Below are 23,510 nucleotides of genomic sequence, written 5' to 3'. Positions count from 1 at the left end.
AGTGATGGAGACGACGCAGACCCGCACCTATCTGGCGGTACCCCACGACGAAAAAGATGAAGCCCGTAAGGCCGCAGGAAAACTTGAAAATAACAAATCCGCACTCCGTTTTGATGACGAACGCAAGGTCTGGTATGCCATTCCCGGTGCCGACATGGAAGCGCTCAAACGGTGGAAACCTGACCCGCTGCTGACCGGCGTATCGGCGGGTGATGCGCTCACGCAGTTTGCTGACTTCCTGCGGGCTAACGGTGCCGATGTACCGGATAAGGTCATCATGGACGGCACCCGGCAGCGTATTCGTATGAGGGATGACAAGCCCGGTAAAAAATCCTGTACCTATGTGGGGCACCTCGATGGCCTGCCCAATGGCTGGTTCAACGACTTCCGGGATGGCGGTAAGGATGAACTGAGTACCTGGTACTTCAGCGGTGAAGAAGGCGACCCTGTCGCTTCGCTGCATATGAAAGCCGTGACGGCCCAGAGTCAGTGGGATCGCGCTGAAGCAAAGCGGGTATTGCAGGACAGGAAGGCAGGCAATGTCCGGTACGTCCACGGCAAATTTGGCCAGGCCGGGCATCAGCACCCCTATCTGGTGAAAAAAGGCGTGCAGGCAGCCAGAGGCGTACACATTGACGACAAACAGAGGTTACTTATCCCCCTGCAGAACGTTGACGGTGTCATACGCTCGATGCAGACCATCGATCCCGAAGGGAACAAGCGCCTGACCAAAGACGCGGAAAAGAGCGGCAATTTTTTTGTTGTCGGCGGTACGCTGAAAAACGGCAGACCCATCGTCTGTGCCGAAGGTTATGCCACGGCCGCCAGCGGGGCAATGGCGCTGAGGATGCCTGTCGTGATGGCCATTGACTCCGGCAACCTGGTCAAAGTGGCCGAGCGCCTGCATCAAAAATACCCCGACAGCCCGATGCTGTTCCTCGGGGACGATGACCCTCCCAAACCCCACAGGCCGGGTAACCCGGGTAAAGAAGCGGCGGAGAAAGCGGCCCGGTTAACGGGCGGGATTGCCGTATTGCCGGCACTCACCCCGGAAGAGAAAGCGCAGGGCCTGACCGATTTTAACGACCTGCATCAGTCCCGTGGTCTGGCGGCATTAGCCGAAGAACTGGCCCCCCTGCGTCAGAGGCTGCAGCCCACAACAGCGCCTGCCGCTGACGTCCCCCCTGAATTACAACCGACTGAGACTGTTATCATGAATGAACCGGATAATGTGAATAGCGAACCCGCAGGCCTGGCTGAAGAAGAAAGCCAGATGGCAGCGTATGAGAACTGGATGGCATCCGGACAGGATGCCATACCTGAGACTGTCCAGCCTGAACCGGTCCCTGCATCCCCTGTTGCGCCAGAAGCGGCTGTACCAGAGATCGTCGCGTCAGAGAATACCGGGCCAGAAACTGCCGCGCGGAAGACACAGTCTCCGGACAACGCTGACGCAGCCGGCGCAGCGCCTGCGGTGAGAAAAGCCCGCCGGACTAAAAAAACAACACCGGTCGATGCGAAAGAGAAAGGCAGCGCAAAACCGGCAGCCGTCCCCAAAAAGCCCCGGCAAAAGAAAGCCACCGCTGAAGATAAACAGGACAAGCCACAACAGACTGCCCCCGCGGCAACTGAAAGCCAGAGCGCCACCCGGGCAGACCCGACGCCGTCCCTGTCGTCCCTGCTGAAACAGGAATCGCCCCCGATATCTCCGAATCCTGTACCTGAAGACGAGGAGGTTCAGCCGGTTATACCGCCCGTGAACGAGGCCGCGCCGCCGTTACGCAAAGCAGATACCTCCGGGACAGACGAGAATGGCACACCGGACAATGACACCCCGGTCAGCGACGCCACGCCGGAGCCTGATGGTATCCGGTTCGAGCGAAGCCGGCAGGCGCGCGAGCGGATCGATCTGGTTGCGCTGGAAGGCGCGTTGTTACACAAGCCGGGAAATGAGCGCGGCACCCAGCAGTACCTGCTGGACGGGGAGCGTGCTTTTACCCGGTACCTGCAGCAGGGTCGTATCATTATGGCCACGCCGCAGGCCAGTCAGAATGACCGCATGATCCTCGGCGCTCTCCTGGTGGCAAAGCAGGACATGGTTCTGCAGGGTAACATCGAACTGACCGGCAGCCCGGCGTTTAAACAGCGGGCAATCAACCTGATAGCGGAGTATGACCTGCAGCTGAAGCTCACTAATCCGGAGCAGATTAAAATGCTCGAGGACGCGCGTGAGAAGTTACGCTCCGAGCCAGGTCTGCCGGATGAACCGACGCCCCTGGGCAGCGAGGCCTCCGAAATTCTGGTCCACCCGGCAGGAAACAACACCGCTCCCCCACGGACGTCAGCGCCTGTTGCGGCGCAGGCGGCCAGCACTCAGCGGGCATCCACCGACACGCTCCCGCCAGATATTCTGCCGCAAAAAGCCCCGGCCCCCGTCCCCATGAACGCCAGTCATGACGAAGCCTCCGCAGGCCTGACGGGGACCCTGCTTGAACACGGTGCCGCACCGTATAACTTCCGGAAGGATGAAAGCCACAGCTATTACGCCCGGTTGCGTACCGCCGAGGGTGAGCGCGTGGTCTGGGGGATCACCCTGCGTGCTGCCATTGCCGACGCCGGGCTGAAAAATAACGATCTGGTCACGCTGCAGATGACGGGGAAAGAGACCGTCACCGTGGATGTGAAACAGAAAGGGGAGGACGGGAAACCACTGCTGGATGGGAAAGGCCAGCCCGTCTACCGCAAGGAAGAGCGGGAACGGAATAAATGGACCGCCCGGCAGGCCATTGACCCTGGCGTCGTCAATGCCGACACCCGGACGATGACCCCGCCCGGTGAACTGCTCGCGTACTCACTCAAGGACTGGAACACCCTCCAGGCCGGGGTGGAAGAACTGGCGAAAAAGGCCGGGGTATCCCTGCCTGACTGGCCGGACCTGCCCGATGCGTTATGGATGGAGCCGGCAGGGAAAGGTGTGCCCAGCCCCGACCGTCGACCTGACAACCCCACACTCCCAGCCCCGTCCCGCGATGCCGGGAAGGCGCTGTTCCAGGCGATGGATGCGGAACAACAGCTCAAACTGTTGCTGGTCAAAGCCCACGGCGACTATGTCCAGGGGGTCGTACTTCATGACGATGTCTACAAGCCGGTACTCGGAAGACTGTGTAAAAACGCCCGGGGCGCGCCTCACATGACGCTCAACGAAATCACCCCTGACGGGCTGAAACCCCTGGGCTACGGTAACCCGATTAACAACGAGACCGGCAGCTTTAATGACTATGTGTTCCGCCTGAATAATGAACCCCAGCGTTTGTATGCCCAGGGCCTTGAGCCGGAAAAGCGCCCGGCGGCACTACAGCAGCAGCTGGGATTTGACAGTGCACCGGTGGCACCTGACCAGCTGGTAGTCCGCCGTGAACAGGAATCCACCCACCGGCACACGCCCACCATGCCACGCCCCGGCCGTTAACGGAGGTCAGAATATATGAAGAAGTTATCACTCACCTGCCTGTTGCTGTACGCCTCGCTGTCAGGCCCTGCGGCGAATGCCGCCAGCTGTGCCGCTGCCTCGGCGGCGCTTGCCGGCGCGCAGGCCGGGTATGAGCAGAACCGGAAAGCCGCAGAGTCATGGTCGCAGCGGGAAAAGCAGGCCAGCAACGGGTTCCAGCAATGTCTCGGGGACATCAGTACCAGCATCACGGTGCCGACGTTCCCGGACTTCAGTCAGATATTTGACCAGATCAAGGACAAAATCTGTTCTGCTGCCCGGGATAAAGTGTCATCCCTGTTACCCGGAAATATCGATCCGTGGGGCGACCTGGGCGGGGGCTATATACCGACAACCGACATTCCTGTCAGTACCCGGGCCACAAAAACTGCCGCCCCCAGACTGACGTCACCGGCGCCCTCATCCGGTACCCCGTCAGCCAGTTCCGCCTACCCCTTCTCACTGTAGTTTTTCCTGTTCTCTGTTGCCCGTCCGGCGCTCCGGCCGGGCGGCGACATATGGATATTTTTATGAAGAAGAAACCTGTCACCCCTCCGGCGACGGATGAAAACCCATACGAAAATGCAATGGCACAGCATCAGCATGCCCAGCTGAATGTGAGTTTTACGCGTAAAAGCCTGCAGACCAACGTATGGCAGTCCGTTGCGATTGTCCTCCTGGTGTGCAGCACCATTCTGTTCGCCTGGAAAGCCGCCAACCCGCCACAAAGCGTCATTGCCAGTGACAACGGCCGCATCATTCCGATACCCACCATCAACGACCCCGTATACAGCGATGCGGACATCATCGACTACGGCGCGAAACATATCCGGGAAGACTTCACGCTGGACTTTGTGCACTACCGTGAACAAATCAATGCCCGGCGGGACGGTTTTTCCACGACGGGCTTTACCAGCTATTACAACGCGCTGGTCACTTCAAACGTGCTGGCCAATATCAGGGATAAAAAAATGAACCTGTCGGTTCTGACGTCGACGGGCGTGATTAACAGCAAGGGTGTGCTCGACAACGGGGCTTATGCCTGGCGTCTTCAGTACCCCATAACGTTACGCCTCACCGGTCAGACGTCGTCACTGCCCCCGCAAAACTTCACGCTCGTCCAGATCGTCACCCGCGCCGATCCGCGGCTCAAAAAAGACGGGCTGGAAGTCATACAGGTGATTACCCGGGAGGCCGCAGAGTAATGAAAAAGACACTGATATTCATCACCGCACTGGTCAGTTGCACCGCCGTGATGGCGGCGGAGACGCCACAACCACAATGGCAACCGGCACAGTCATTGTCCACCACCCCCACCACGGCGCTGCCGCCTGCACCTGCACCGGTGACAGTGGCTCAGCCGGCAGTCACTTCACCTGCGCCTGCAGGTGTACCGGCTCAGGAAAGTGCCGCGACAGGCTCAGCACCTCCGGCTCCGGTGCCGCCGGATGCAGCCCTGCAGTATGCGGAGAATGTGACGGCCCCCCTGTCTCCGGAGGCGATAAAACAGCTCCGGGCCGGACTGGATGGCGTTCAGCGCAGCTCGGGAACGGCCCCGGTCACCGCCGCCCCCCGGATACGCTCTCTGACAGTGAAGCTCGAACCCGGGTCATCCCTGCCGATGGTACAGGTTTTACCCAACTTCCCCGGCGTGGTGAATTTCACCGACCAGACCGGCGCGCCGTGGCCGATAGCGGCCCCGCCGGTGAACGGTAATCCGGCAGGCTTCCAGGTGAACTACCTGCCCGACACGCCCTCGATGTCCATTCAGGCCCGCCGGGCCTACGACACAGGCAGCGTGACGGTGTACCTGAAAGGCCTGGCAGTGCCCGTCGTCATCAGTATGACCAGCGGTGAACCCGGTAATCCGGATGCATCGCAGCCCACGGACAGCCGGGTTGATTTACGTATCCCGCAGCGGGGGCCTGCCGCCCTTCCCGCCTCTGCGCCCCGGCAGAAAGTCGGGTTGTATGACAATACCCTGCAGGCATTTCTGGACGGTGTTCCCCCGAAAGAAGCACAGCGCATCAAAACACAGGGCGGTGTTCCGGATGTCCAGGCCTGGCAGCTTGGCGATGACATTTATCTGCGTTCCCGCGCTGACTTACGCGATGCGTTCGACAGCACGCTCTCGTCTGCTGACGGCACACACGTCTGGAAAATGCCGGTGACACCGTATGTCACCTTTTCCGTAATGGGACATAACGTCCCGCTGACTCTGGAGTTGCAATAATGTCGATCGAACAGGATGCAGCCAGTGACGGTAAAAAAACACTGGCACTGGTAGCCGTCGCCGTACTCATTGTTGCCGCCGCCGGTTATCTGGGATGGGGATGGCTGCACCAGTCGGCCGTCCCCGAGTCGCAGTACAACCTGAACCGCGTGGCCAACAACGCGACAGTATCTGCCCAGGAAAGTCGCCAGTACCGTGAATTACTCAGGCTGGCCAACCAGCAGGGCGCGCAGGAGGCTGAAAACGACGGCAACAGTTTCGTGGCCTCGCTCAGCGAAAGTTCTCAGCACGACGACGTGCCCGTTGTTCCCCGCGTTCAGGCCACGCCGGTAGCCCTGGACACGCGTAACGGAACCGCTCCCCAGGATACAGGACAACAGGGCGGGCTGAATGATGAGCAAAAACAGCAGATCACTAATCTGCTCACGCAGCTGAATGCGCGCTGGCAGACCAGCGACATGCAGCTGGCCTCCGCGTTTGGCAGTGAGGGACAGGACGGAGCCTCACCTTTCAGCCAGTGTGCACAGAGCGTTCCGGGTCTGGTTTCTTCGCCACCACAACCAGCACCGCAGGACCTGGCAGGCACATCAGCGACAATGACGACATCCCATATCAACATACCGGGATTAAGCCGCTATCCGGGCACCATCGACACCGCCATTGATTCTGATAACCCGGAGTCAAAAGTGCTGGCCACCATACCGGCCGGTAAGCTGGCAGGGGCCACGCTGGCGGCCCCCGGCGTCCAGCTGGCCGGAGACGGGGTCATTGTGAATTTTAAAACGCTCGCGTTCAAAGGCATGACCTGCACCATCGATGCGTATGCACAGGATGATGAAACCCGGCGTTCGTCCATCGCCAGTGACGTGAATCACCGGTATGTCACCCGCATCATTTTGCCGTCCCTCGCCAACGGTCTGGGCAAAGTGGGCCAGCTGTACGAGGACCAGAATACGCAGATCCTGACCACCAACAGCGGGACCATCACGGGACGAACCGGCTCCCCGGACAGTAAAGCCATTGCCGGCGTCATCGCGGGCGGTATCGGGCAACAGACCGCGCAGGTGATGACGCAGGATGCGTCCCGGCTGCCGGTCACGCAGGTCAACGTGGACCTCCACCAGGTTGTCTCCATTCTGTTTATGAAACCCGTCACTGACAAAGACTGCACCCCCACGCCCGCAGGAGAAAATGCGAAATGAAACCACACTTTGACCCGGAACTCGACGCGCCCGTCCCCCTGGATGACGAGGCGCTACAGGATCACGCCCCCATAACACCCTCTGCCAGACCTGCAAAGCGCCCGTTATGGGATCAGCCTAAAGTCCAGATCGCCGCGCTGGCGGTTTTTGCCGTTCTCGGGCTGACCTGGAAAATGGCCGGCAGCAGTACCCCTCCGACCGCCCAGCCACAGTTCACGGCAATGGAGCCGGTAAGTACGCCCACGCCGGTGAAAGTGGATACGCCCGTCCGGGCTGACCCCTTACCGATGCAACAGACGGATGCGCCGGTGACCGAAGACATCCCGCCAGCGGCAGCGCCGCATTCAGAGACGGATTCTCTCGCCGGGGAAGTGTCCCGGGCACTGAACTCACAGCAGGTCTACAGCGAGAAAACCCGGGAAGGACTGACGGCCGTTGCCCGGCGTCTGGATAATCTGGAGCGACAGGTCGCTGAACTGAAGCAACAACGTCAGACCCCTCCGGCAACGGTCAGACAGGCCACGGTGGCCGCCACGGTCTCCCCTGCCCCGAAATCCTCGCGAACGTCATCCACCCGGACCTGGTCCGGAAACAAAGCGAAGGTTAACAGCCTCTATCCGGGGCTGGCCTGGGTGACCTGGCAGGGAAGCAGCTGGGCACTGCGTCCGGGAGACCGGTTTGCGGGGGCCACGGTGTTGCGCATCGATGAGAGTAAACGGGAAGTGGTGACGTCATCGGGTGTCATCCGGTAAGGAGCCGATATGGACTTTGTCCAGATGCTGGCGAATGCGTCCAACAGCCTGTCAGCCATCACAACGCAGCTGGTTCTGGCCATCGCCGGCGTGGGGGGCATTGCCCTCATTATTTTGTATCTGTCCGGGCAGGCAGGCAGGACGCGCCGGGGCCAGCGGGCGGACTCCGGGGGTACCTTTCTGGCTGTTCTGCTGCTGTCCTGCTGCATTATCAGCCTCGAAAGCGTCGTGAATGCCGGTTCAAACCAGTTTGCACTCGGGGCCGTCACCTTCGATGCCATCTCTTACGTTCCCGAAGCCCGGTATGGCCCGGCCGCTGTGGCGGTGAATGCCGGCCTGACGGCCCTGCAGTCCATCGGGTGGATATTTGCACTCAACGGACTGTTACGCCTGCGCCGCTCCCAGAAGGATGGCCACACCGGGTTAACCCGCGGGGATGACATCTCTTCAGGTATCAAACGCTTCGTCTGCGGTGTGCTTCTTGTCTGCAACCCATCGGTGCTCAGCGCCCTCCAGAACACAATCAACATTCACTGGTAACAACTAAGGAATATTATGGAAATCCTGAAAAATATGATGCTGCGGACCGCAGTAGAACTTTCCCTGCGCGTCTGGCAGGTGCGCCGTCGCATATCGCTGTGGCTGAGTGGCTTGCTGTTAGGGGCACTCGCCAGTCAGCCGGCACACGCTGCGGGTGATGACCTAGCCGATACAGTAAAGAATGTCCTGAGATTTTTCACCGATATCAAGCAGCCTCTCCTTGATGCTGCGCCGGTAATTGGCATCATTTTTCTCATTCTGGCGATACTCATGATGCGCTGGAAAAAGAATAACCCCAATATCAAGCCGTGGGAGATTGCCGTGATGTTTGGGATTGGCCTGTTTTTACTGGCACTGAGTCAGATCGCCAGCCGTGGTCAGAAACAGCTGGGTTTAAACCCGGTAGGATTCTGATAACTCGAGTTCCCCGGTTCTGCCGGGGAGTTTCACTGGCGTCCAAAAGGTATAATAATGATTAACTTATTAAAAAAAACATCTTCATTAGTAAATAAAGCAACAGGAAACACTACATTTCAATTTATACTCATCTTTATTGGCGGAATAATCGCAGGGTATCAGGCGGGAGAACAAATTAAATTTTACAATCTGTCGAAAGATCCGCACGCATCGCTTGTTGAATTGATATACAAGAAATGTGGAGGTAATACAATTGTAGTGAAAGACATCAGAGGCCCGTGGACTACGGAGCAAATGACATGCTGGAGTGAGGAACTTACTCATGCCAGTGATAACACATTCAAAGCTGAGATGTATTTTAAAATCAGTAAATTTATCCATGAATGCAACGTCAAAAAAGAAGACCAAAAAAAATGCATAACCGACATTTCATCTGAATATCAAAAGCGGGTGATGAAATATCGAGAACTTAAAACCCTGATGAGTGAATCATCCCGATATAATTAACATGGAGTAGCGGTCTACACTACAGCAACAAAGATTTTCAAGAGCATAATTAAACAATACTCCCTGTGGAGTAATCAACACCCTGTTTAATAAAGGTGTATTTATGATAACAGAAGGTATCATTCTAAAAACTGAAATACTTAGTGAATATATCTATACTTTAAAACTAATCTGGCTCTTAACTGAAAATAACTTATTGAGTAACCAAATGAAAGAAGGTTACACAAAGGAACAGTTAATTGATGAACTGAAAGAAGCTGTAAAAAAACAACGCTATCAGAACTCTTATCAGACACTGGCCACTATGAACTTGCTGAATCCATCCTTTTCATTATTGAGCAAAGAGTCAATGAATGCACTTAACAAGTTATAGGTGAGTACCAAAAGGTCACTTTCTGTTAGCCCTTTAATTAAATATGATTTCAATTTTTCAGGTTTAAATTCTCCATTTACAGGCAATCGTCGGCCAGCACGCTTTGGATTATAATTTCTAAGACGCTTTTTTATTTCAATGTCATCATTACATACTTTCATTCCAACTCCTTTTTTGAACATCGTATAACAATATATCTCCACAGGGTAACACAGACCTCATTTACTATTTACTTTATATTGCGGCCCTCCCGCATAAGGTGTCTTCATGCCTGAATCAGACCTCAAACAGACCATTGCCGATAAAAATCCAGAAACAGACAACGCAGAGCGAAATGCCTGTGCGCAGTCACCCGGGTGTGAATGCGAATATTACGCCCTTCCTTGCGAATTACCTCATTCAAAGTCGGCTCCATTTTATATATCAGAGCGCCCTCACCAGGGACATACGCTTTTTTATGGTCCTTCGTCCCGGAGATGTTGTGATGCCTGAATTAGACCTCAAACAGACCATTGCCGGTGAACCCCCGGAAACAGACAGCGCAGATCGAAACGCCCATGCGCAGTCACTCGGATGTGAATGCGAATACTGTGGCTACCCTTCCGGCCACAATACGGCGATACACCGTGACGGAAATCCTCTCAATCGCGATGACAGTAACCTGACGGTCGCTGATCCCTTCTGTCGCGCATGGCGGGAGTTAAATACACTCAATGCCGACAATGCGGTGATGACCATCCTCCCCGGTATTTCATCGGAAGATATCAGTCATTTACAACGCACCATCCACATCGCTCTTCATAGTGACGATCCGTCCACGCGGGAGGATGCCCGCCAGTTACTGGACTGGCTCACCGAACATAAATCACTCGCAGAGAAGCGTTTCGACACGTCGCATCCGGGCGCGTTTGCACAGGCACTGCACCGGACCGCCCCCTCGCAACGTCATGAGACCCGGGTGGCATGGCGTCATATCGCACCGGTACTCAACCCGGCCCGTCTGCCTGACCCCACAGAGTTAACGCCACTTGAGTCCACAACGGACTGGTGGCCAATGATGTATCAATATTACCGCACGCAGGGTGGCGCATGATCATCGATAAAGTTGAAGACGCACTGGCGTGGCTTTCGCGCTACACGCTGGGAGAGAACTTCGCAGACTACTGCGATTTGCGCACGGTCATTGGCTTAACCGCCGATGACAAAATCCGCCATCCGTCGATGGACGCCCCGTATATTCAGGTCACCAAAAATAATGACTATGTCAGTTGTCTGGAAATTAAAGGGGCATTTCGTGAGTTCAGCTTCGAAGAGGTGGCTGAAGGACTGCCACCGAAGTCCGGCACCTTTCAGTTTTTCTACACCAGTCTGGCAGACAAGCTCACCGGGGATTTTAAAGAACTGGGCCATAAACTCAGTATTGTCTTCGAGCATGACCCCGACCGCGGCAGGGAGGAAGTAACCGACCTGATGACACCGCTGCGTCGTGGATGGAAGCGCCTGCATCTGGACATGGACGACCTGGCAATGGAGCGCATTGAAAAAATGGCCCCCTGGCTGGCAAGAGAGCGTGTTTTCCTCGTCATTTACACCGCCATTGGCGCCCTGCCCGCGGATGAACTGAAAAGTGAGATCCGTCGTCAGAATGCTGTCGGTGACCTCCCGGAATCCCGTTTCTCGCAAAACCCGCTTTATGCCGAATTTGAAGGGCTGAAGCTCCGCCATGACGCGTTTATGGACAAGCTCATCTTTGACATGAATGCCGGGAACAATGGTGTCTCTGTGCGTCTGATGGATGCGCATGAAACGGGCCGTGTGATCCGCGACGAGATCGAAAAAAGCAGCACGTCGCCGTCCTGGCAACCGCTTCTTCCTGGCGACAGGGTGATGCCTCACGGCCGTCTGCGGGGGGACGGGAAAGACATCAGCGCCTGTCTGGCACCGCATCTCAACTATCAGTATTGCGACACGCAAATCGACACCGACGGACCTTTCGTGGAGGTGGATGACTTTTGCCACGGCCAGCTGGCCATGACGCTCTTTCCGCAGCGCCCTCAGACATTCCCGGAGCTGTTTGCCAACGTCCCCCGGCAGATCCCGTGGCGCGTACGATTCGACCTGATGCCGGGCGGGGCCTCGCAGCTGGGGTACAAAAACTTCCTGCTGACCTTTCTGGCCATCATTCCGGCCCTGCGCCAGCAGTACGAATCCGTGCAGTGGTTACTGAATCGCGACAAGAAAGATCCGGTTGTCAGCCTGAGCATCACCGCCAGCACATGGCACCGGGACAAAAAAACCATGAAACGAAACCTCACGTTACTGAAAAAGTCACTTCAGGGCTGGGGTATCTGTAATGTCACCGGCACGTTCGGCGATCCGGTCCGGGCATGGGTGTCAACGCTTCCGGCCGCTTCCAGCTACAGCGGCCCGAACCTGATGTTCTCCCCGCTGACTGACGCACTGCGCCTGCTCCCCCTGCAGCAGCCGTGCAGTCCGTGGTCGGAAGGGAATGTGATTTACCTGACCACCGGGCGAAAACCGTTTGTCATCAGGCTGGCCAGTTCCCTGCAGGAGAAACACACAGAACTCGTCATGGGGCCTCCCGGTTCAGGTAAATCGGTCCTGTGCAACAGCAGCCATCTTTCTTTCCTGACCAACAGCAATACCAATATCCCCTTTATGTTGCTTATCGATAAGGGGTTTACCGCGCAGGGGTTCCACGACATCGTCTATGACGCACTGCCGAAAGATGCCAAACACAAAATTGCCAGTATCGTGCTGAAAAATACGGCAGAGCACTGTCGTAACCCGATGGATATTCAGCTGGGCCTGAAAACGCCGCTGAGTAGTGAACGTAGTTATATTCTGAATTTGCTCAAAAGCCTGTGTGCAGACCCTGAAACAGGGATGCCCCCGGACCCGACCAGCTGCGCTGATATTCTGGGCAGGATCATTGACGGCGCATTCAAGGAAAAAGGCGAGATTAACCCCTCGCGCTATGGTGCCGGCCTGGTTCCTGAAGTGGATCGCGCCCTGGAAGAAAGCGGCATACTGCATGAATATTCACCGCAGTGGTGGGAGTCGGCCACATGGTATGAAGTCCGCGACATGCTTTTTGATAAAGGCTATGTCTCTGAGGCTACTCGCGCGCAGTGTCAGGCAGTCCCGCTGATTAATGACCTGCAAAATGAGCTCAATCGCAAGGAGATGGCCGACACATTCCAGGGCGTGACACGGCCGGGGACCCAGGAGCCGTTACTGCAGTATGTTTCCCGTTGTCTGGCCAAAGCGCTGACCGATTACCCGGTGTTGTCAGGCAGAACCCGCCTCGTGTTCAGTCCTGAAACCCGGATCGTGATTGTCGATGTTAACAACGTCGCCGGCGACACGACCCCGGAAGGAAAACTGAAGACCGGCATCATGTACCAGTTTGCCCGCCAGATTGGCGGGGGGAATGATTTCTACCTTCCGCAGATTCAGGATGAACTCTACGACAAGCTGGACCCGCGTTACATCCCGTTGCACAGGAAACGTATTGAGCAACTGGATCAGGAAACCAAGCTGATATTCATTGATGAGATGCACAATATCAAAGGTGTTCCGATGTTGTGGGATGCGCTGCAGACGGAAGATCGTGAGCAGCGTAAGTTCGGTATTCGTACCGTATTTGCCTCGCAGTATCCGGATGATTATCCCCCTGACCTGCTGGCCTCCGCCAACTCCATCTATCTGATGCGCGTTCGTGAGAAAGATTTCCCGCTGCTCAGTCAGTCCTGTCAAATCCCGGAAATCACGCTCCGCCGTCTGCTGATGACGCCACCCGGTGCAGCACCCGATGGTTCCGGCACGACCTTCCTGGGGATCTTCAAAACCTCACGCGGCAACGTGGCCCAGTTACTCAAACATGCCGTGGGACCACGGGAACTGTGGGCGCTGAACTCCACCCCGGAAAACCGCGCCCTGAGAAAGCGGTTAACGGCCAGTCTGGGCGCACGCACTGCCCGCGAACTGCTGGCATCCAAATTCAGGTACGGCAGCGCCGTGGCGCAAATCGACTACATCAAATCCAGAACGGGTGACGATGATGATACCAGCGCGGTAAACCGCCTGGCCGATCAACTCCTCAACGAATACGGCTACCTGCAAGGCTAAACACACAAAGAGCAAAATATGGACAAACATCTCCGCCGGTATTCCCGGCCAGCTGTCTTTACGCTATCCCTGATTTCATTCCTCATTACCACACCGGCACAGGCTTTCCCGGTCAATGTAACCAGCAGTGTGCCCGTTACCACCCAGATTGTTCCCCAGCTCAGTACGGCCAACGGTACGCTGACCGAAATTGCCACCACCCAGCATCAGGTGGGAGCGGCCATCAATGCCAGCGCCAACAAGATTTCATCCTCAATTGAGCAGGCAGAACAGTCCAGGTCCACACAGGACAGTTTTGCGCGCCAGTCAGAACGGCTGGAAGAATCACGGCGAAGTTTTGCTGTACCTGAAACCATCTGTACGGAGTCGACATCAGGCTCGGCTGCCCGGGTCAGCAGCCAGGCCCGCGCCACGCAGGGCAGCTACGCCAGAGGCGGTGGCGTCAGTAACAAAACCATCAAACGCGCACTGACCGACGCCACCCCGGCACCAGAGCAGGTGCAGTACCAGAGTGCCGCCATCCACGGGCAGTGGTGTGATGAAACCGATTATGCCGCTTATGGCGGTACCGACCTGTGCCCGTCTGTATCGCAGTATCCGGGCGGTGACAAGCAGCTGGCCTCCCTGCTCGACGGGGCCGGTAAGCCGGGTAAAACACCCGACTTAACGTTCACGCAGAAGCAGATTGATGCCGCCGTCGCTTACACCCTCAACACCACCGCGCCCGCAGCGGGTCGCCAGCTTGGGAAAGGTGAAGTCAAAACCGCCTCCGGTAAGCAGTATGCCGGTCTTATGACGCAGTACGAGGGCATCATGGACGCGGCCCGGGAGCCGCAGATGGCCATGATTGCGGCGAGTACCCCCAACAAGGCCACCAGGGATGCCCTGAAAGATGCGCTCAGGGTGCCGTCAGCACAAAGTTACTTTGACGACACCGCGTCAGAACAGGCGCGCTCATCCGGAGAGTTATCCCAGCGGGAGTTTGAGTCGTTTGAGGTGGGCAGGCGCTATGCCAACACTGCCTACTTATCTGACCTGCAGCAGATGGAAGGTGACAACCTCATCCGGGAACAAATCCGCGTGCAGAACCTGGGGAACTGGCTGGCGCTGGCCTCAAAGCGTGAGCTGGAAAAGAACAATATTCTCACCGGGCAGGTGCTTGCCCTGCTGGCCACGGAGCAGTACCGGCCGCAACTGGCCGCCAAAATGGAGCAGGTGAAAGCGGGGAACGCCAGATGAAAATGAAAACCGGCCTTTACTGGCTGGCCAATATCTTCCTTCCGCTTTCAGAAGCCCGCTATACCAAAAACAAAATCATTCCGTCCTTTGCGAAGCAGCTGCAGCGTATGCGGGTGGCCAAAAAGCTGATGGCCCGACGTCGCCGGCAGCCCGGGTTATCCTGGGCGGAGGCCGTGGCGGCCAGTGGTATGGATACAGCCAGTATCGCGCGCCGCCAGCTGCGGCGTAAGCGACTGTATCTGGTCATGGCCGGTATCCCCATCCTGCTGGCCACCGGCCTGTTCCTGGCGGTGCTGGCCAGCGGGATATATGTCGCGCCCCTGCTCATTCGTGTGGGGGTCATCATCGTCGTTCTGCTGGGACTCGGGAGCATCCCGTTTCTGCAGGCGATTATCTGTACCTGGCGGCTGTGGCAGTTACGCGAGCGCCGGGTCAGCGAGGCGGAAAAAGGCACGTTCACGGATTTTCGCCGGGAAACCCACTGGATACGCATGACTCTGCTCCCCTGGCGTTAACGCCACTCTCATCCATCCTGCATTAACGGTCATTCAGGCCGGGGTAAATTTATGAAATGGTTACGAATCCTCTGTGCCAGTGTTCTGGTGAATGTACTGTGGGCGCAGTCAGCACTCGCTGATACCGCCGTGAGCTTTGACAGCATTGAAGCGGCAGCGAAACGTTCAACCGACCTGTCCCGCCAGCTTCTGGTGATGATATTCGGGGACGTTGTGACTGACCCGTTATCCACCAATGCGACAATGGTCGGCCAGCTGTTCTTCATCTTTAACGGAATTGTCTTTGCCCTCGCGGTCATCTGGTTTCTGCTGATAAGCCTCAAACACATCACCAAAGCCGGGCATACGGGGAAAGTGTTTGGCAGCGGAGCCACGCCAATGGCTGTGGTGACCACCGTCGCGGGATTCCTGTTCCTGGTGCCGACCGCCTCCGGCTGGTCGCTCGCCCAGCTGGTATTTCTGTGGGCGGTGTCCGTGATGGGCATCGGTAGCGCCAACCTGATGACCGACAAAATTGCGGACCTGATGAAACAGGGTTACTCACTGGTGATGCAGCCGGTGGCGCCACAGACCGTCAGTTCTGCGCGCGCCATCTATGAGATGAATCTGTGCATGTACGCCACGAACGCAGAACTCAGCGGCATGTACAGTCAGTATGGCAAAAGCGACACCCCACTGATGGCTATCAAAACCACCACAGAGGGTTTTGAAATCTCCAACGGCAGCGCCAGCTGCGGTTCGGCCCGACTGCCGGCATCGAGTAAACATAGCCTGACCGGCTGGCTGTTCGCGCCGGATGTAAACACGGATGCCATTGAGTCGGCTCAGCGTAACGCCATGAATCAGATGCAGAACACGCTGAACCAGAACGCCTCGTCGTTTGTCACTGCCCTGCTGAACAAGCAGAAGAACGGCGGTGGCACCCTTCCAGATGCAGAAACGGCCATTCAGCAGGCCGCCCGGACCTATGAGGACTCGATCAATGCAGTCGTCAACGCACAGGGGAATGGCGATGAACTGGCCACCGCAATGACAACAGAACTCAAGAGAAGTGGCTGGCTCTCTCTGGGGGCGTGGTATCAGACGTTCGCGACAGCTAACCAGAAAGTCAACGATGCGGTAGCACTCAAACCAGTGGTCAGCGGTCAGTCATCTATGGGCGATATTGGCGTCAGCGATACGTTAAATAACGTCATGACGGCTTATCAGGCACAGCTTCAGAATTCACCATACACACCCCCACTTGGAACTCAAACAGCTAAGAATACTCAAGAAGCTAAAGACTCATCGAATCCTGATGCTGTCTTCGTTAATATTTTAGACAAGCCGTTTCTGGGTTTAACTGAATACATAGCAAAATTAAATATTGGAAGCAACCAGGTTAACAGTAACCAAATGAATCCATTGCTTAAAATGAAAGCAATAGGCGATTATACTTTAATGAGCACGGAATTAGTTTTTGTCACCTTTAGCGCGGTAAAAATTTCCGTGGACACATATGGAAATGGATTCACTGGAATAATCGCTTCAGTTCTTTCACTCAAAGGTAGTGAATTATTAAAGAACACTATAAATACCATATCGCCATTCGTATACTTCATCTTGCTAGTACTTTTTGGTATTGGATTCAGCCTTTCAATCTATCTTCCACTAATTCCATTTATTTTTTGGTTGTCAGCGGGCGCAAACTGGATTGTAAGCGTATTAGTTGGTGCAACGGGTGGTTCATTATGGGCTGCCACGCATATAGGGACAGAAGAAGAGAAAGGTAGTCGTTCTGCTTATGGCTACATTTTCTTAATAGATGCACAGATTCGGCCCATGCTAATGGTTCTTGGATTTACATTCGCTAGTCTGGTGATCGTGGCTATTGGAACCCTATTGAATATGCTATTCGGACCAGTCATAGCCAATGTTCAAGCAAGTTCTATAACAGGGATTGTGACGTTAGTTGGTTTACTAATGATATATGCAAGAATTTGTACAACAACTGTTACTCGAGTATTTGCATTACAAGTTACCATGCCTGATTATGTTATATCATGGTTAGGTGGGCGAGAAGCAGCAAGTATTCTTGGAGGAATGGCAGAGTCAACTAAAAACTTATTTGCTGGATTTTCTCATGGACTTATGCGAACACCTGGTTTAAAATCGAACGGTAACAATAAATCCCCCGACGACGGGCAGGACGGTATAAAATGAAAAAGAGCTATATTTATAGAGAGTTATTTATACTCTTGTTAGCCATTATAACAGCAGGATGTTTTTTTTACGCCGTAATATACTTATCAATTGCAATTTTAGACATTAACGAATCTTTTATATCTGCTGGCACTATAGGGATAGTTTTCCTTTTAGCCTCTTTTTTTGCTTTTTTCGGCATACGAAAGATCAGAAAAACTGAAGCAAAGCGAAACAAGGCTGTATTAGAATCGTTAAAAAACAAATTATTTCAACCTGAAGATCATTTAGAGTTGTATAAATGGAAAATGGGTAAGTACATCGGTTTTGATGATAAAAACAAAACGATACTGGCACTTGATCTTTACAACAAGAACACTCTTATAAAAGCTATCGATTTTAATACTTGGTCTGGCTATGAGTGCAGAGGGAGCGTTGTAACCTTTAAGTTCCGTGATATTAACTTTCCCACATTTATTATGGGATTCAGAAGTGAAGGGGAAAGCATGGCTTTTTGTCACAAACTCGATGTTCTTCTATCTCCTGAATACAAACCAGCCTCAAATGTTGGTCATGAGTTTTCTGAATATATCAAGACAAAACAACTCAACCTCCAGACAGTTTGATTTTCGATTATAGTTTCAACTCTCAGAGCACCTATCCAGGTGCTCTTTTTTCTTCCTGGTGCTAATCGACAGACTTCAGACGTAAAATAAACCGACTGGTAAGGCCGTTTTTTTACTTCTCCAGTGTTATCGTAGCTATTGGAACATTGCTGAATATGTTATTTGGATCAGTAATAGCTAATATTCAGTCAAACTCAATTACCGGAATAGCCTCTATTATAGGATTGCTAATGATTTGCGCTCGTATTTGTACCGCTACTGTATCCCGAGTTTTTGCTCTTCAAGTTACAATTCCAGATTATGTAATTTCTTTGCTAGATGGACGTGAAGCAGCAAGCATTCTTGGCGGAATGGCTGAGTCAGCTAAAAGCATGTTTGCTGGTTTTTCTCATGGACTTCAACGCGCACCCGGTATAAAACATGAAAATAACACTAGCGTCCCCAATAATGGACAGGATGGTATGAAATGAAAAAAACTTATATCTACAGAGAGTTATTTATATCCCTCTTGGGTGTGATTTCAACAGGTTGTGCTGGCTTGGCCTTAATGTTTATTCTACTTGCTTTGTTCGAAGGTATATTTAGCCGTGATTATGCATTCGGACTTGTCTTTCTTGTGGCCTCATTAGTAATGGTTTTATTTATAAGGCGAATAAGGAGATCTGAAGCTACACGGAACATGGCCATTTTGAAATCGTTAAAAAACGAATTATTTCAACCTGAAGAACACTTAGAGTTGTATAAATGGGAAATGGGTAAATACATCGGTTTTGATGATAAAAACAAAACGATACTTGCACTTGCACTTTACCACAAAGATCCTCTTATAAAAGCTATCGATTTTAATACATGGTCTGGTTATGAATCCAGAGAGAACGTTGTAACCTTTAAGTTTCGTGATATTAAATGTCCCACATTTGTTATGGGGTTCAGAAGTGAAGAGGAAAGCATAGCTTTTTGTCACAAACTCGATATTCTCCTGACACCTGAATACAAACCAGCCTCAAATGTTGGTCATGAGTTTTCTGAATATATCAAGACAAAACAACTCTACCTCCAGACAGTTTGATTTTCGATTATAGTTTCAACTCTCAGAGCACCTATCTAGGTGCTCTTTTTTCTGCCTTGCTGTATGCCACGATGTCACACAGTTACAGGCTACCGAAGAATTCGTCATCCGTAAGCAGTCCTGCTTTTTCCATGAACTGGTTAAGGGATCGTAGATCCTCTTTATCCTGCTCAGGATCGTTGAACAGCCCCATACTGGTGCTTCCTTCGTCACTATCTGGGATGCGAGTCTGTGTGCTCATGTCATTCTCCTTTACATAAAAATTATTAAATATCAGAACGATAGAGGTTTTAAATAAAATCAAGTAACAAGTAATAAGCCATCATCTAAAGCTCTCTTACTTTAGACCTGATTTCAAAAATTGAACGCCTGACAAATTTAGAAAAATTTTCCTTTGTTAGCATTAACTGCTTACTCGAGGGGGGATTCCCCTCCTTATGTTTACTAAAGAGTCGGGGTTATAGCATGGCAAGGATAGACATTAACGTACCCTACGCTGAAAAAGATGAAGCAAAAATGTTAGGGGCCAGATGGGACGCTGCGAACAAAACCTGGTATGTGCCTGATGGCGTATCCGTTGACCACTTCTTGAAATGGTTATCAGATTGTAATGTCATCGCACCTCACTGGTATATCGCTCAGACATCCAGCCAATGCTGGAAGTGCGGATGTGAAACTGTAGTGACCTCAATTCTTCTTCCTGAGGGACATCAGGCACTTAAGCAGGATGGTGATGGTCCCATTTACTGGAAACAATATGAAAACCCTGCATTTATATTCTATATCTATGATATTCCAGACCATATCCTGAAAAATTTTGAACGGATAACGCACTATTTATCAAAGGACTATAGTAAGACCGTAGATGAAAAATACTGGATGAATCACTGTAAGCACTGTCATATGAAGCAAGGAGATTTTCAGTTGCATTGTGAGGTTGATGGTGCATTTACACCATCGAATCGGGAACAAGCCTCTGGAATCTATCTCACCAGAATCGAACAAAGCTTTTCTGCATCATGTGGCAGCATTTCGCACGAACACCTGCATTTCAGGTTTGGCTCGGAAGAGAAGTTCTTCACTTCCGGGGAGTGGTTTCCGTATATGGGCATAATATAGAAAGAGCATATGGGTTAATACCGACGTAAAAAAACCGACTGGGGAGGTCGGCTTTTTTACTGCTCCGGTGCTGAGTTGGTGACTCTGACCGGAGGAAATCTTTCTACACCTAACATCAGCACTATACACCAGAATCCAGACGTAAAAAAACCGACTGGTGAGGTCGGCTTTTCTACTGCTCCGGTACTGAGTTGGTGACCCTGACCGGAAGAGAACATCATCATCTAACGTTTCAATAATATTACCTTTAGGGTGATTTCTCAAGTATAGGGTAGAAGTCCGAATAGCAGGCTGTATAATCATGGAGTTAGCTCTGTGATACTCCCTTCCGGAAACGCGCATGAACGTTTTTAAAGCCCTGACCAGTTTTACGGGTGGTGCCGTTAACTGGTGCTCTGACCGGAGTGGGAACATCATCATCTAACAATGAGATATGCTCCGTGACAGGCAATGTAAGAGTAAGCGGAGATTCTCTCACTCCATATGATGGAGAAACGGATGGTTAACCTGTTAATCATCGTTCTGAGAGCAGTCGCGGCGCTTGCAAACGCGCTGATTGCTGTTCTGGAACTGATCCGCAATTTCATCGACTGATGACAGCGGAAACGTAGCTAAGGGCGGGGAATTAACCGCTCCCCGCCCTTTAATAAATCTTTATATGCCTGGGCAGCCCTAAGTAATTTTTCGTGCACTACAGGCTCACTCTCCAGCGCCGCTATTAAATCGTCTGCACCCGCAACTGACAGATTCAGGACATCATCAAACAGGCAATCCCTACGGGGCATTTTAGGTTCTGTATAGCTCATAATCTCGGCTTCCCACCAACATTCTGGTGTAAAAAAACGACTGGTAAGGTCGGCTTTTCTACTGTACCGGTATCGAGTTGGTGGCTCTGACCGGAGGAAATCACTCTACAACTGACGTCTGTACTATAACCTAAAATCCAGACGTAAAAAAACCGACTGGTGAAGCCGGCTTTTTTACTGTTCCAGTGCTGAGTTGGTGGCTCTGACCAGAGAGGAACACTCAATATCCAACATCAGCATTGTACGCCAGAATCCAGACGCAAAAAAACCGACTGGTGAGGTCGGCTTTTTTACTGCTCCGGTATCGAGTTGGTGGCTCTAGCCGGAGAAGAACGCTCTGTATCTAGCCCTCTAATAATATGGTTAGAGACACCTTGTGTCAATTTTCTCCAGGCTGTATACATCAAGTGGCTGAAAACAGGGTGAATAATTATATTCGTGCAAGTACAATCTATAGGTTAGCTCTATTTTGCTTCTCCCTGCCCTTAACCCCAGCGTAACCGGGTATGAACGATTTGAAAGTCCTGGCTGAACAAACAGGTGGTGCTGTGTCCGGTGCTCTGGCAGGAGGAGAACGCTCTGTATCTAGCACAAAGAGAGCCACAGTGACAGGCAGTGGAAGAGTAAACTGTGGTGTTCTCTCTCCATATGATGGAGAAACGGATGGTTAACCTGTTAATCATCGTTCTGAGGGCAGTAGCTGCGCTTGCAAACGCGCTGATTGCTGTTCTGGAACTGATCCGCAATTTCATCGACTGATGACAGCGGAAACGTAGCTAAGGGCGGGGAGATAACCGCTTCCCGCCCTTTAACAAATCTTCCTTTCTTAAACACCCGGACCGTCACGTTCTACTGAACACTTCCCGACCTCAACTTCACCATCCTTAACCGGAGACTTTGTCATGTCTGCCTATCAACCCACCCCGTCACCCAACAATGACCAGGGGACTATGATGTTGATGGCGCTGGCCCTGATACTGATAGCCATCGCCATATTTCATTCAATTTTTTACTATGCATGTTGTGCCATGCTGTATTACCTGTGGTATCTGGCAGACTTCGCATCGATACACACCTACGTTGCCGGGAAAATTAACCTGCTGGCCTGGGCCAGTAACAGGGTGGAAGACCTGAGCCTGGGCGAGTTTCTGGAGGTCATGAACCAGACTGCCGGTATTCTGTATGTGTTTATGCTTCCCGTCACGGTGTACGGCCTTGTGGCCACACGCAACCATCCACTAAGCATCACCCGCCGAAAAATTGACATACATACACTGCCGAAGATTATGTCCACCTTTTCCCCGGCCATTATCCCTGCCCTGCAGTACGGTGACCCGAAAACACAGTTACTGAACGTGGACCCGCCGGAACACCGCAGCGCCATGACCCCGGATGAGTTTGCCATCAGCCATAAACTGGTGATCGGACAGCGCCTTGACCATGAGCGGGCCAGACAGGCCTTCGATGCCCAGCTGGGAACACCTTTGTTCAGCGAGTCCAGCTTCTGTGCGCATGAGCGCGCCCTGGTGGCCATCATCGGCCTGCAGGTGTTTTGCGACGATCGAGCTGCGGCACTTGAACTGCGGGATGCGTTAAACCGCTCCTGCGGGAAACGTCAGCGCGAACACGGTAATAAGCGCGGTTATCCCCAATTAAGCCTCGCTGAAAAGGCATTCAGACAGGTGATGTCCACGCCACAGGCGAAAGCCTGGATACGCCGGCACAGCACAACACGCACGGCACTTTCAGCGCTGCATGCGCAGGATCTGCGCCTGCCTGCAGGTCAGTTCCGGTGGCTGAAGGGTATCGACCGGACACTGTGGTATGTGCTGTCCTCATCAGATCGCAGTAAATGCTTTGTCGAGGGAGCCGGTGTGGTGACGGCGGCACAATGGGAATCGCTGGTTTCACAGCTGTCTAAAAAACTCAAAGTCGTGATCCCTGCGCCTGAGAATCTGACCGCTTTTGCTGTGCGCGGTCTGGAGGATGACCTGCGTAATATCGGCATGGTTATCGACGACCATGAACGCAGTGCCCGTATTGAGGAGGAAGAGGACAGTACCACGTTCGATGACCTGGTTTTTCTGCACAATGCTGATATCCCTCCCACTGTGACGCCCTCCGCCGGGCATACACCAGAAATGGTTATCCCGCAGGAAAGCCAGAGTAATTCTCAGCCCCTTTTCAGGCCGCAAAAATAAGGATCACAGGAATGAAAGGCGCTGTTGATCGGTTTTTGGTCTTTTTCATTATTTGTGTGATTTGCTTTCATATTTACCAGACCCTGCATTA

At 53.0% G+C, this 23,510-nt stretch carries 23 protein-coding genes; 21 read left to right on the top strand and 2 right to left on the bottom strand.

Translation table 11 applies throughout. The annotated features are described in order from the left end of the window. Positions 1–4 precede the first annotated feature (4 nt). From ACLJRE_RS21145 to ACLJRE_RS21105, 9 genes are all read left to right on the top strand, one after another. Positions 5–3,469, top strand: a complete 3,465-nt coding sequence (locus ACLJRE_RS21145) for a DUF5710 domain-containing protein (RefSeq protein WP_410957532.1) — start codon at positions 5–7, stop codon at positions 3,467–3,469. A gap of 15 nt (positions 3,470–3,484) precedes the next feature. Continuing rightward, positions 3,485–3,955 (top strand): hypothetical protein, encoded by a 471-nt coding sequence (locus tag ACLJRE_RS21140; protein ID WP_109272561.1) that lies wholly within the window; start codon positions 3,485–3,487, stop codon positions 3,953–3,955. Positions 3,956–4,017: 62 nt separating this feature from the next. Next, complete coding sequence (locus tag ACLJRE_RS21135; protein WP_410957530.1) at positions 4,018–4,692, top strand: DotI/IcmL/TraM family protein; 675 nt, start codon at positions 4,018–4,020, stop codon at positions 4,690–4,692. Then, the gene (locus tag ACLJRE_RS21130) at positions 4,692–5,720 is read left to right on the top strand and encodes a DotH/IcmK family type IV secretion protein (RefSeq protein ID WP_410957529.1); all 1,029 of its coding nucleotides are present in this window, start codon (positions 4,692–4,694) and stop codon (positions 5,718–5,720) included. The genes ACLJRE_RS21135 and ACLJRE_RS21130 overlap by 1 nt, the downstream gene beginning before the upstream one ends. Then, on the top strand, positions 5,720–6,922 hold the full coding sequence (gene traO / locus ACLJRE_RS21125; RefSeq protein ID WP_410957528.1) for a conjugal transfer protein TraO: 1,203 nt from the start codon (positions 5,720–5,722) through the stop codon (positions 6,920–6,922). The genes ACLJRE_RS21130 and traO overlap by 1 nt, the downstream gene beginning before the upstream one ends. Further along, complete coding sequence (locus ACLJRE_RS21120) at positions 6,919–7,674, top strand: hypothetical protein (protein ID WP_410957526.1); 756 nt, start codon at positions 6,919–6,921, stop codon at positions 7,672–7,674. Before traO ends, ACLJRE_RS21120 begins: the two co-directional genes overlap by 4 nt. Before the next feature lie 9 nt (positions 7,675–7,683). Continuing rightward, a complete protein-coding gene (gene traQ, locus ACLJRE_RS21115) occupies positions 7,684–8,214 on the top strand; it encodes a conjugal transfer protein TraQ (protein WP_410957525.1) in 531 nt (176 codons plus the stop codon). Positions 8,215–8,229: 15 nt separating this feature from the next. Next, a complete protein-coding gene (locus ACLJRE_RS21110) occupies positions 8,230–8,628 on the top strand; it encodes a DUF6750 family protein (protein WP_410957523.1) in 399 nt (132 codons plus the stop codon). 57 nt (positions 8,629–8,685) lie between these two features. Further along, a complete protein-coding gene (locus ACLJRE_RS21105; protein ID WP_410957522.1) occupies positions 8,686–9,138 on the top strand; it encodes a hypothetical protein in 453 nt (150 codons plus the stop codon). Positions 9,139–9,426: 288 nt separating this feature from the next. On the opposite strand, the gene ACLJRE_RS21100 is transcribed toward ACLJRE_RS21105, so the two are convergent. Continuing rightward, the gene (locus ACLJRE_RS21100) at positions 9,427–9,672 is read right to left on the bottom strand and encodes a hypothetical protein (protein WP_410957520.1); all 246 of its coding nucleotides are present in this window, start codon (positions 9,670–9,672) and stop codon (positions 9,427–9,429) included. A 323-nt stretch (positions 9,673–9,995) separates the two neighbouring features. Here ACLJRE_RS21100 and ACLJRE_RS21095 point away from each other — a divergent pair, with 323 nt between their 5' ends. From ACLJRE_RS21095 to ACLJRE_RS21060, 8 genes are all read left to right on the top strand, one after another. Further along, entirely contained in the window at positions 9,996–10,604 is a 609-nt protein-coding gene (locus ACLJRE_RS21095) for a hypothetical protein (RefSeq protein WP_410957519.1), read from the top strand. After that, positions 10,601–13,663 carry an ATP-binding protein gene (locus ACLJRE_RS21090; protein WP_410957517.1) on the top strand — a complete coding sequence of 1,021 codons (3,063 nt, stop codon included), beginning with the start codon at positions 10,601–10,603 and terminating at the stop codon, positions 13,661–13,663. Before ACLJRE_RS21095 ends, ACLJRE_RS21090 begins: the two co-directional genes overlap by 4 nt. 18 nt (positions 13,664–13,681) lie before the next feature. Continuing rightward, on the top strand, positions 13,682–14,902 hold the full coding sequence (gene traW, locus ACLJRE_RS21085; RefSeq protein WP_410957515.1) for a conjugal transfer protein TraW: 1,221 nt from the start codon (positions 13,682–13,684) through the stop codon (positions 14,900–14,902). Further along, positions 14,899–15,417, top strand: a complete 519-nt coding sequence (gene traX / locus ACLJRE_RS21080) for a conjugal transfer protein TraX (protein ID WP_079916342.1) — start codon at positions 14,899–14,901, stop codon at positions 15,415–15,417. Before traW ends, traX begins: the two co-directional genes overlap by 4 nt. Before the next feature lie 51 nt (positions 15,418–15,468). Next, positions 15,469–17,619, top strand: a complete 2,151-nt coding sequence (locus ACLJRE_RS21075; protein ID WP_410957514.1) for a DotA/TraY family protein — start codon at positions 15,469–15,471, stop codon at positions 17,617–17,619. Next, positions 17,616–18,224 (top strand): hypothetical protein, encoded by a 609-nt coding sequence (locus ACLJRE_RS21070; protein WP_410957513.1) that lies wholly within the window; start codon positions 17,616–17,618, stop codon positions 18,222–18,224. Before ACLJRE_RS21075 ends, ACLJRE_RS21070 begins: the two co-directional genes overlap by 4 nt. A 155-nt stretch (positions 18,225–18,379) precedes the next feature. Beyond that, positions 18,380–18,694 (top strand): hypothetical protein, encoded by a 315-nt coding sequence (locus tag ACLJRE_RS21065; RefSeq protein ID WP_410957512.1) that lies wholly within the window; start codon positions 18,380–18,382, stop codon positions 18,692–18,694. After that, positions 18,691–19,293: a hypothetical protein gene (locus ACLJRE_RS21060; protein ID WP_410957511.1), complete on the top strand. Its 603-nt coding sequence runs from the start codon at positions 18,691–18,693 to the stop codon at positions 19,291–19,293. The genes ACLJRE_RS21065 and ACLJRE_RS21060 overlap by 4 nt, the downstream gene beginning before the upstream one ends. 82 nt (positions 19,294–19,375) lie before the next feature. On the opposite strand, the gene ACLJRE_RS21055 is transcribed toward ACLJRE_RS21060, so the two are convergent. Then, positions 19,376–19,534: a hypothetical protein gene (locus ACLJRE_RS21055; protein ID WP_001644829.1), complete on the bottom strand. Its 159-nt coding sequence runs from the start codon at positions 19,532–19,534 to the stop codon at positions 19,376–19,378. 224 nt (positions 19,535–19,758) lie between these two features. Between ACLJRE_RS21055 and ACLJRE_RS21050 the strand changes: the two genes are divergently transcribed. The 4 genes from ACLJRE_RS21050 (at position 19,759) to ACLJRE_RS21035 (ending at position 23,419) form a co-directional block, all read left to right on the top strand. Next, entirely contained in the window at positions 19,759–20,412 is a 654-nt protein-coding gene (locus ACLJRE_RS21050; protein WP_410957510.1) for a DUF5710 domain-containing protein, read from the top strand. Between the two features lie 498 nt (positions 20,413–20,910). After that, positions 20,911–21,006, top strand: a complete 96-nt coding sequence (gene dqlB, locus ACLJRE_RS21045) for a DinQ-like type I toxin DqlB (protein WP_000247681.1) — start codon at positions 20,911–20,913, stop codon at positions 21,004–21,006. A gap of 875 nt (positions 21,007–21,881) precedes the next feature. Beyond that, a complete protein-coding gene (gene dqlB, locus ACLJRE_RS21040) occupies positions 21,882–21,977 on the top strand; it encodes a DinQ-like type I toxin DqlB (protein WP_000247681.1) in 96 nt (31 codons plus the stop codon). Positions 21,978–22,120: 143 nt separating this feature from the next. Then, a complete protein-coding gene (locus ACLJRE_RS21035; RefSeq protein WP_410957509.1) occupies positions 22,121–23,419 on the top strand; it encodes a conjugal transfer protein TrbA in 1,299 nt (432 codons plus the stop codon). Positions 23,420–23,510 lie beyond the last annotated feature (91 nt).

This window comes from Salmonella sp. SAL04157 (assembly GCF_046551635.1).
GTDB classification, from domain to species: Bacteria; Pseudomonadota; Gammaproteobacteria; order Enterobacterales; family Enterobacteriaceae; genus Salmonella; species Salmonella enterica.
Note: the sequence above shows the minus strand (reverse complement) of the source record. Positions and strands in the feature narration are given on the sequence as shown.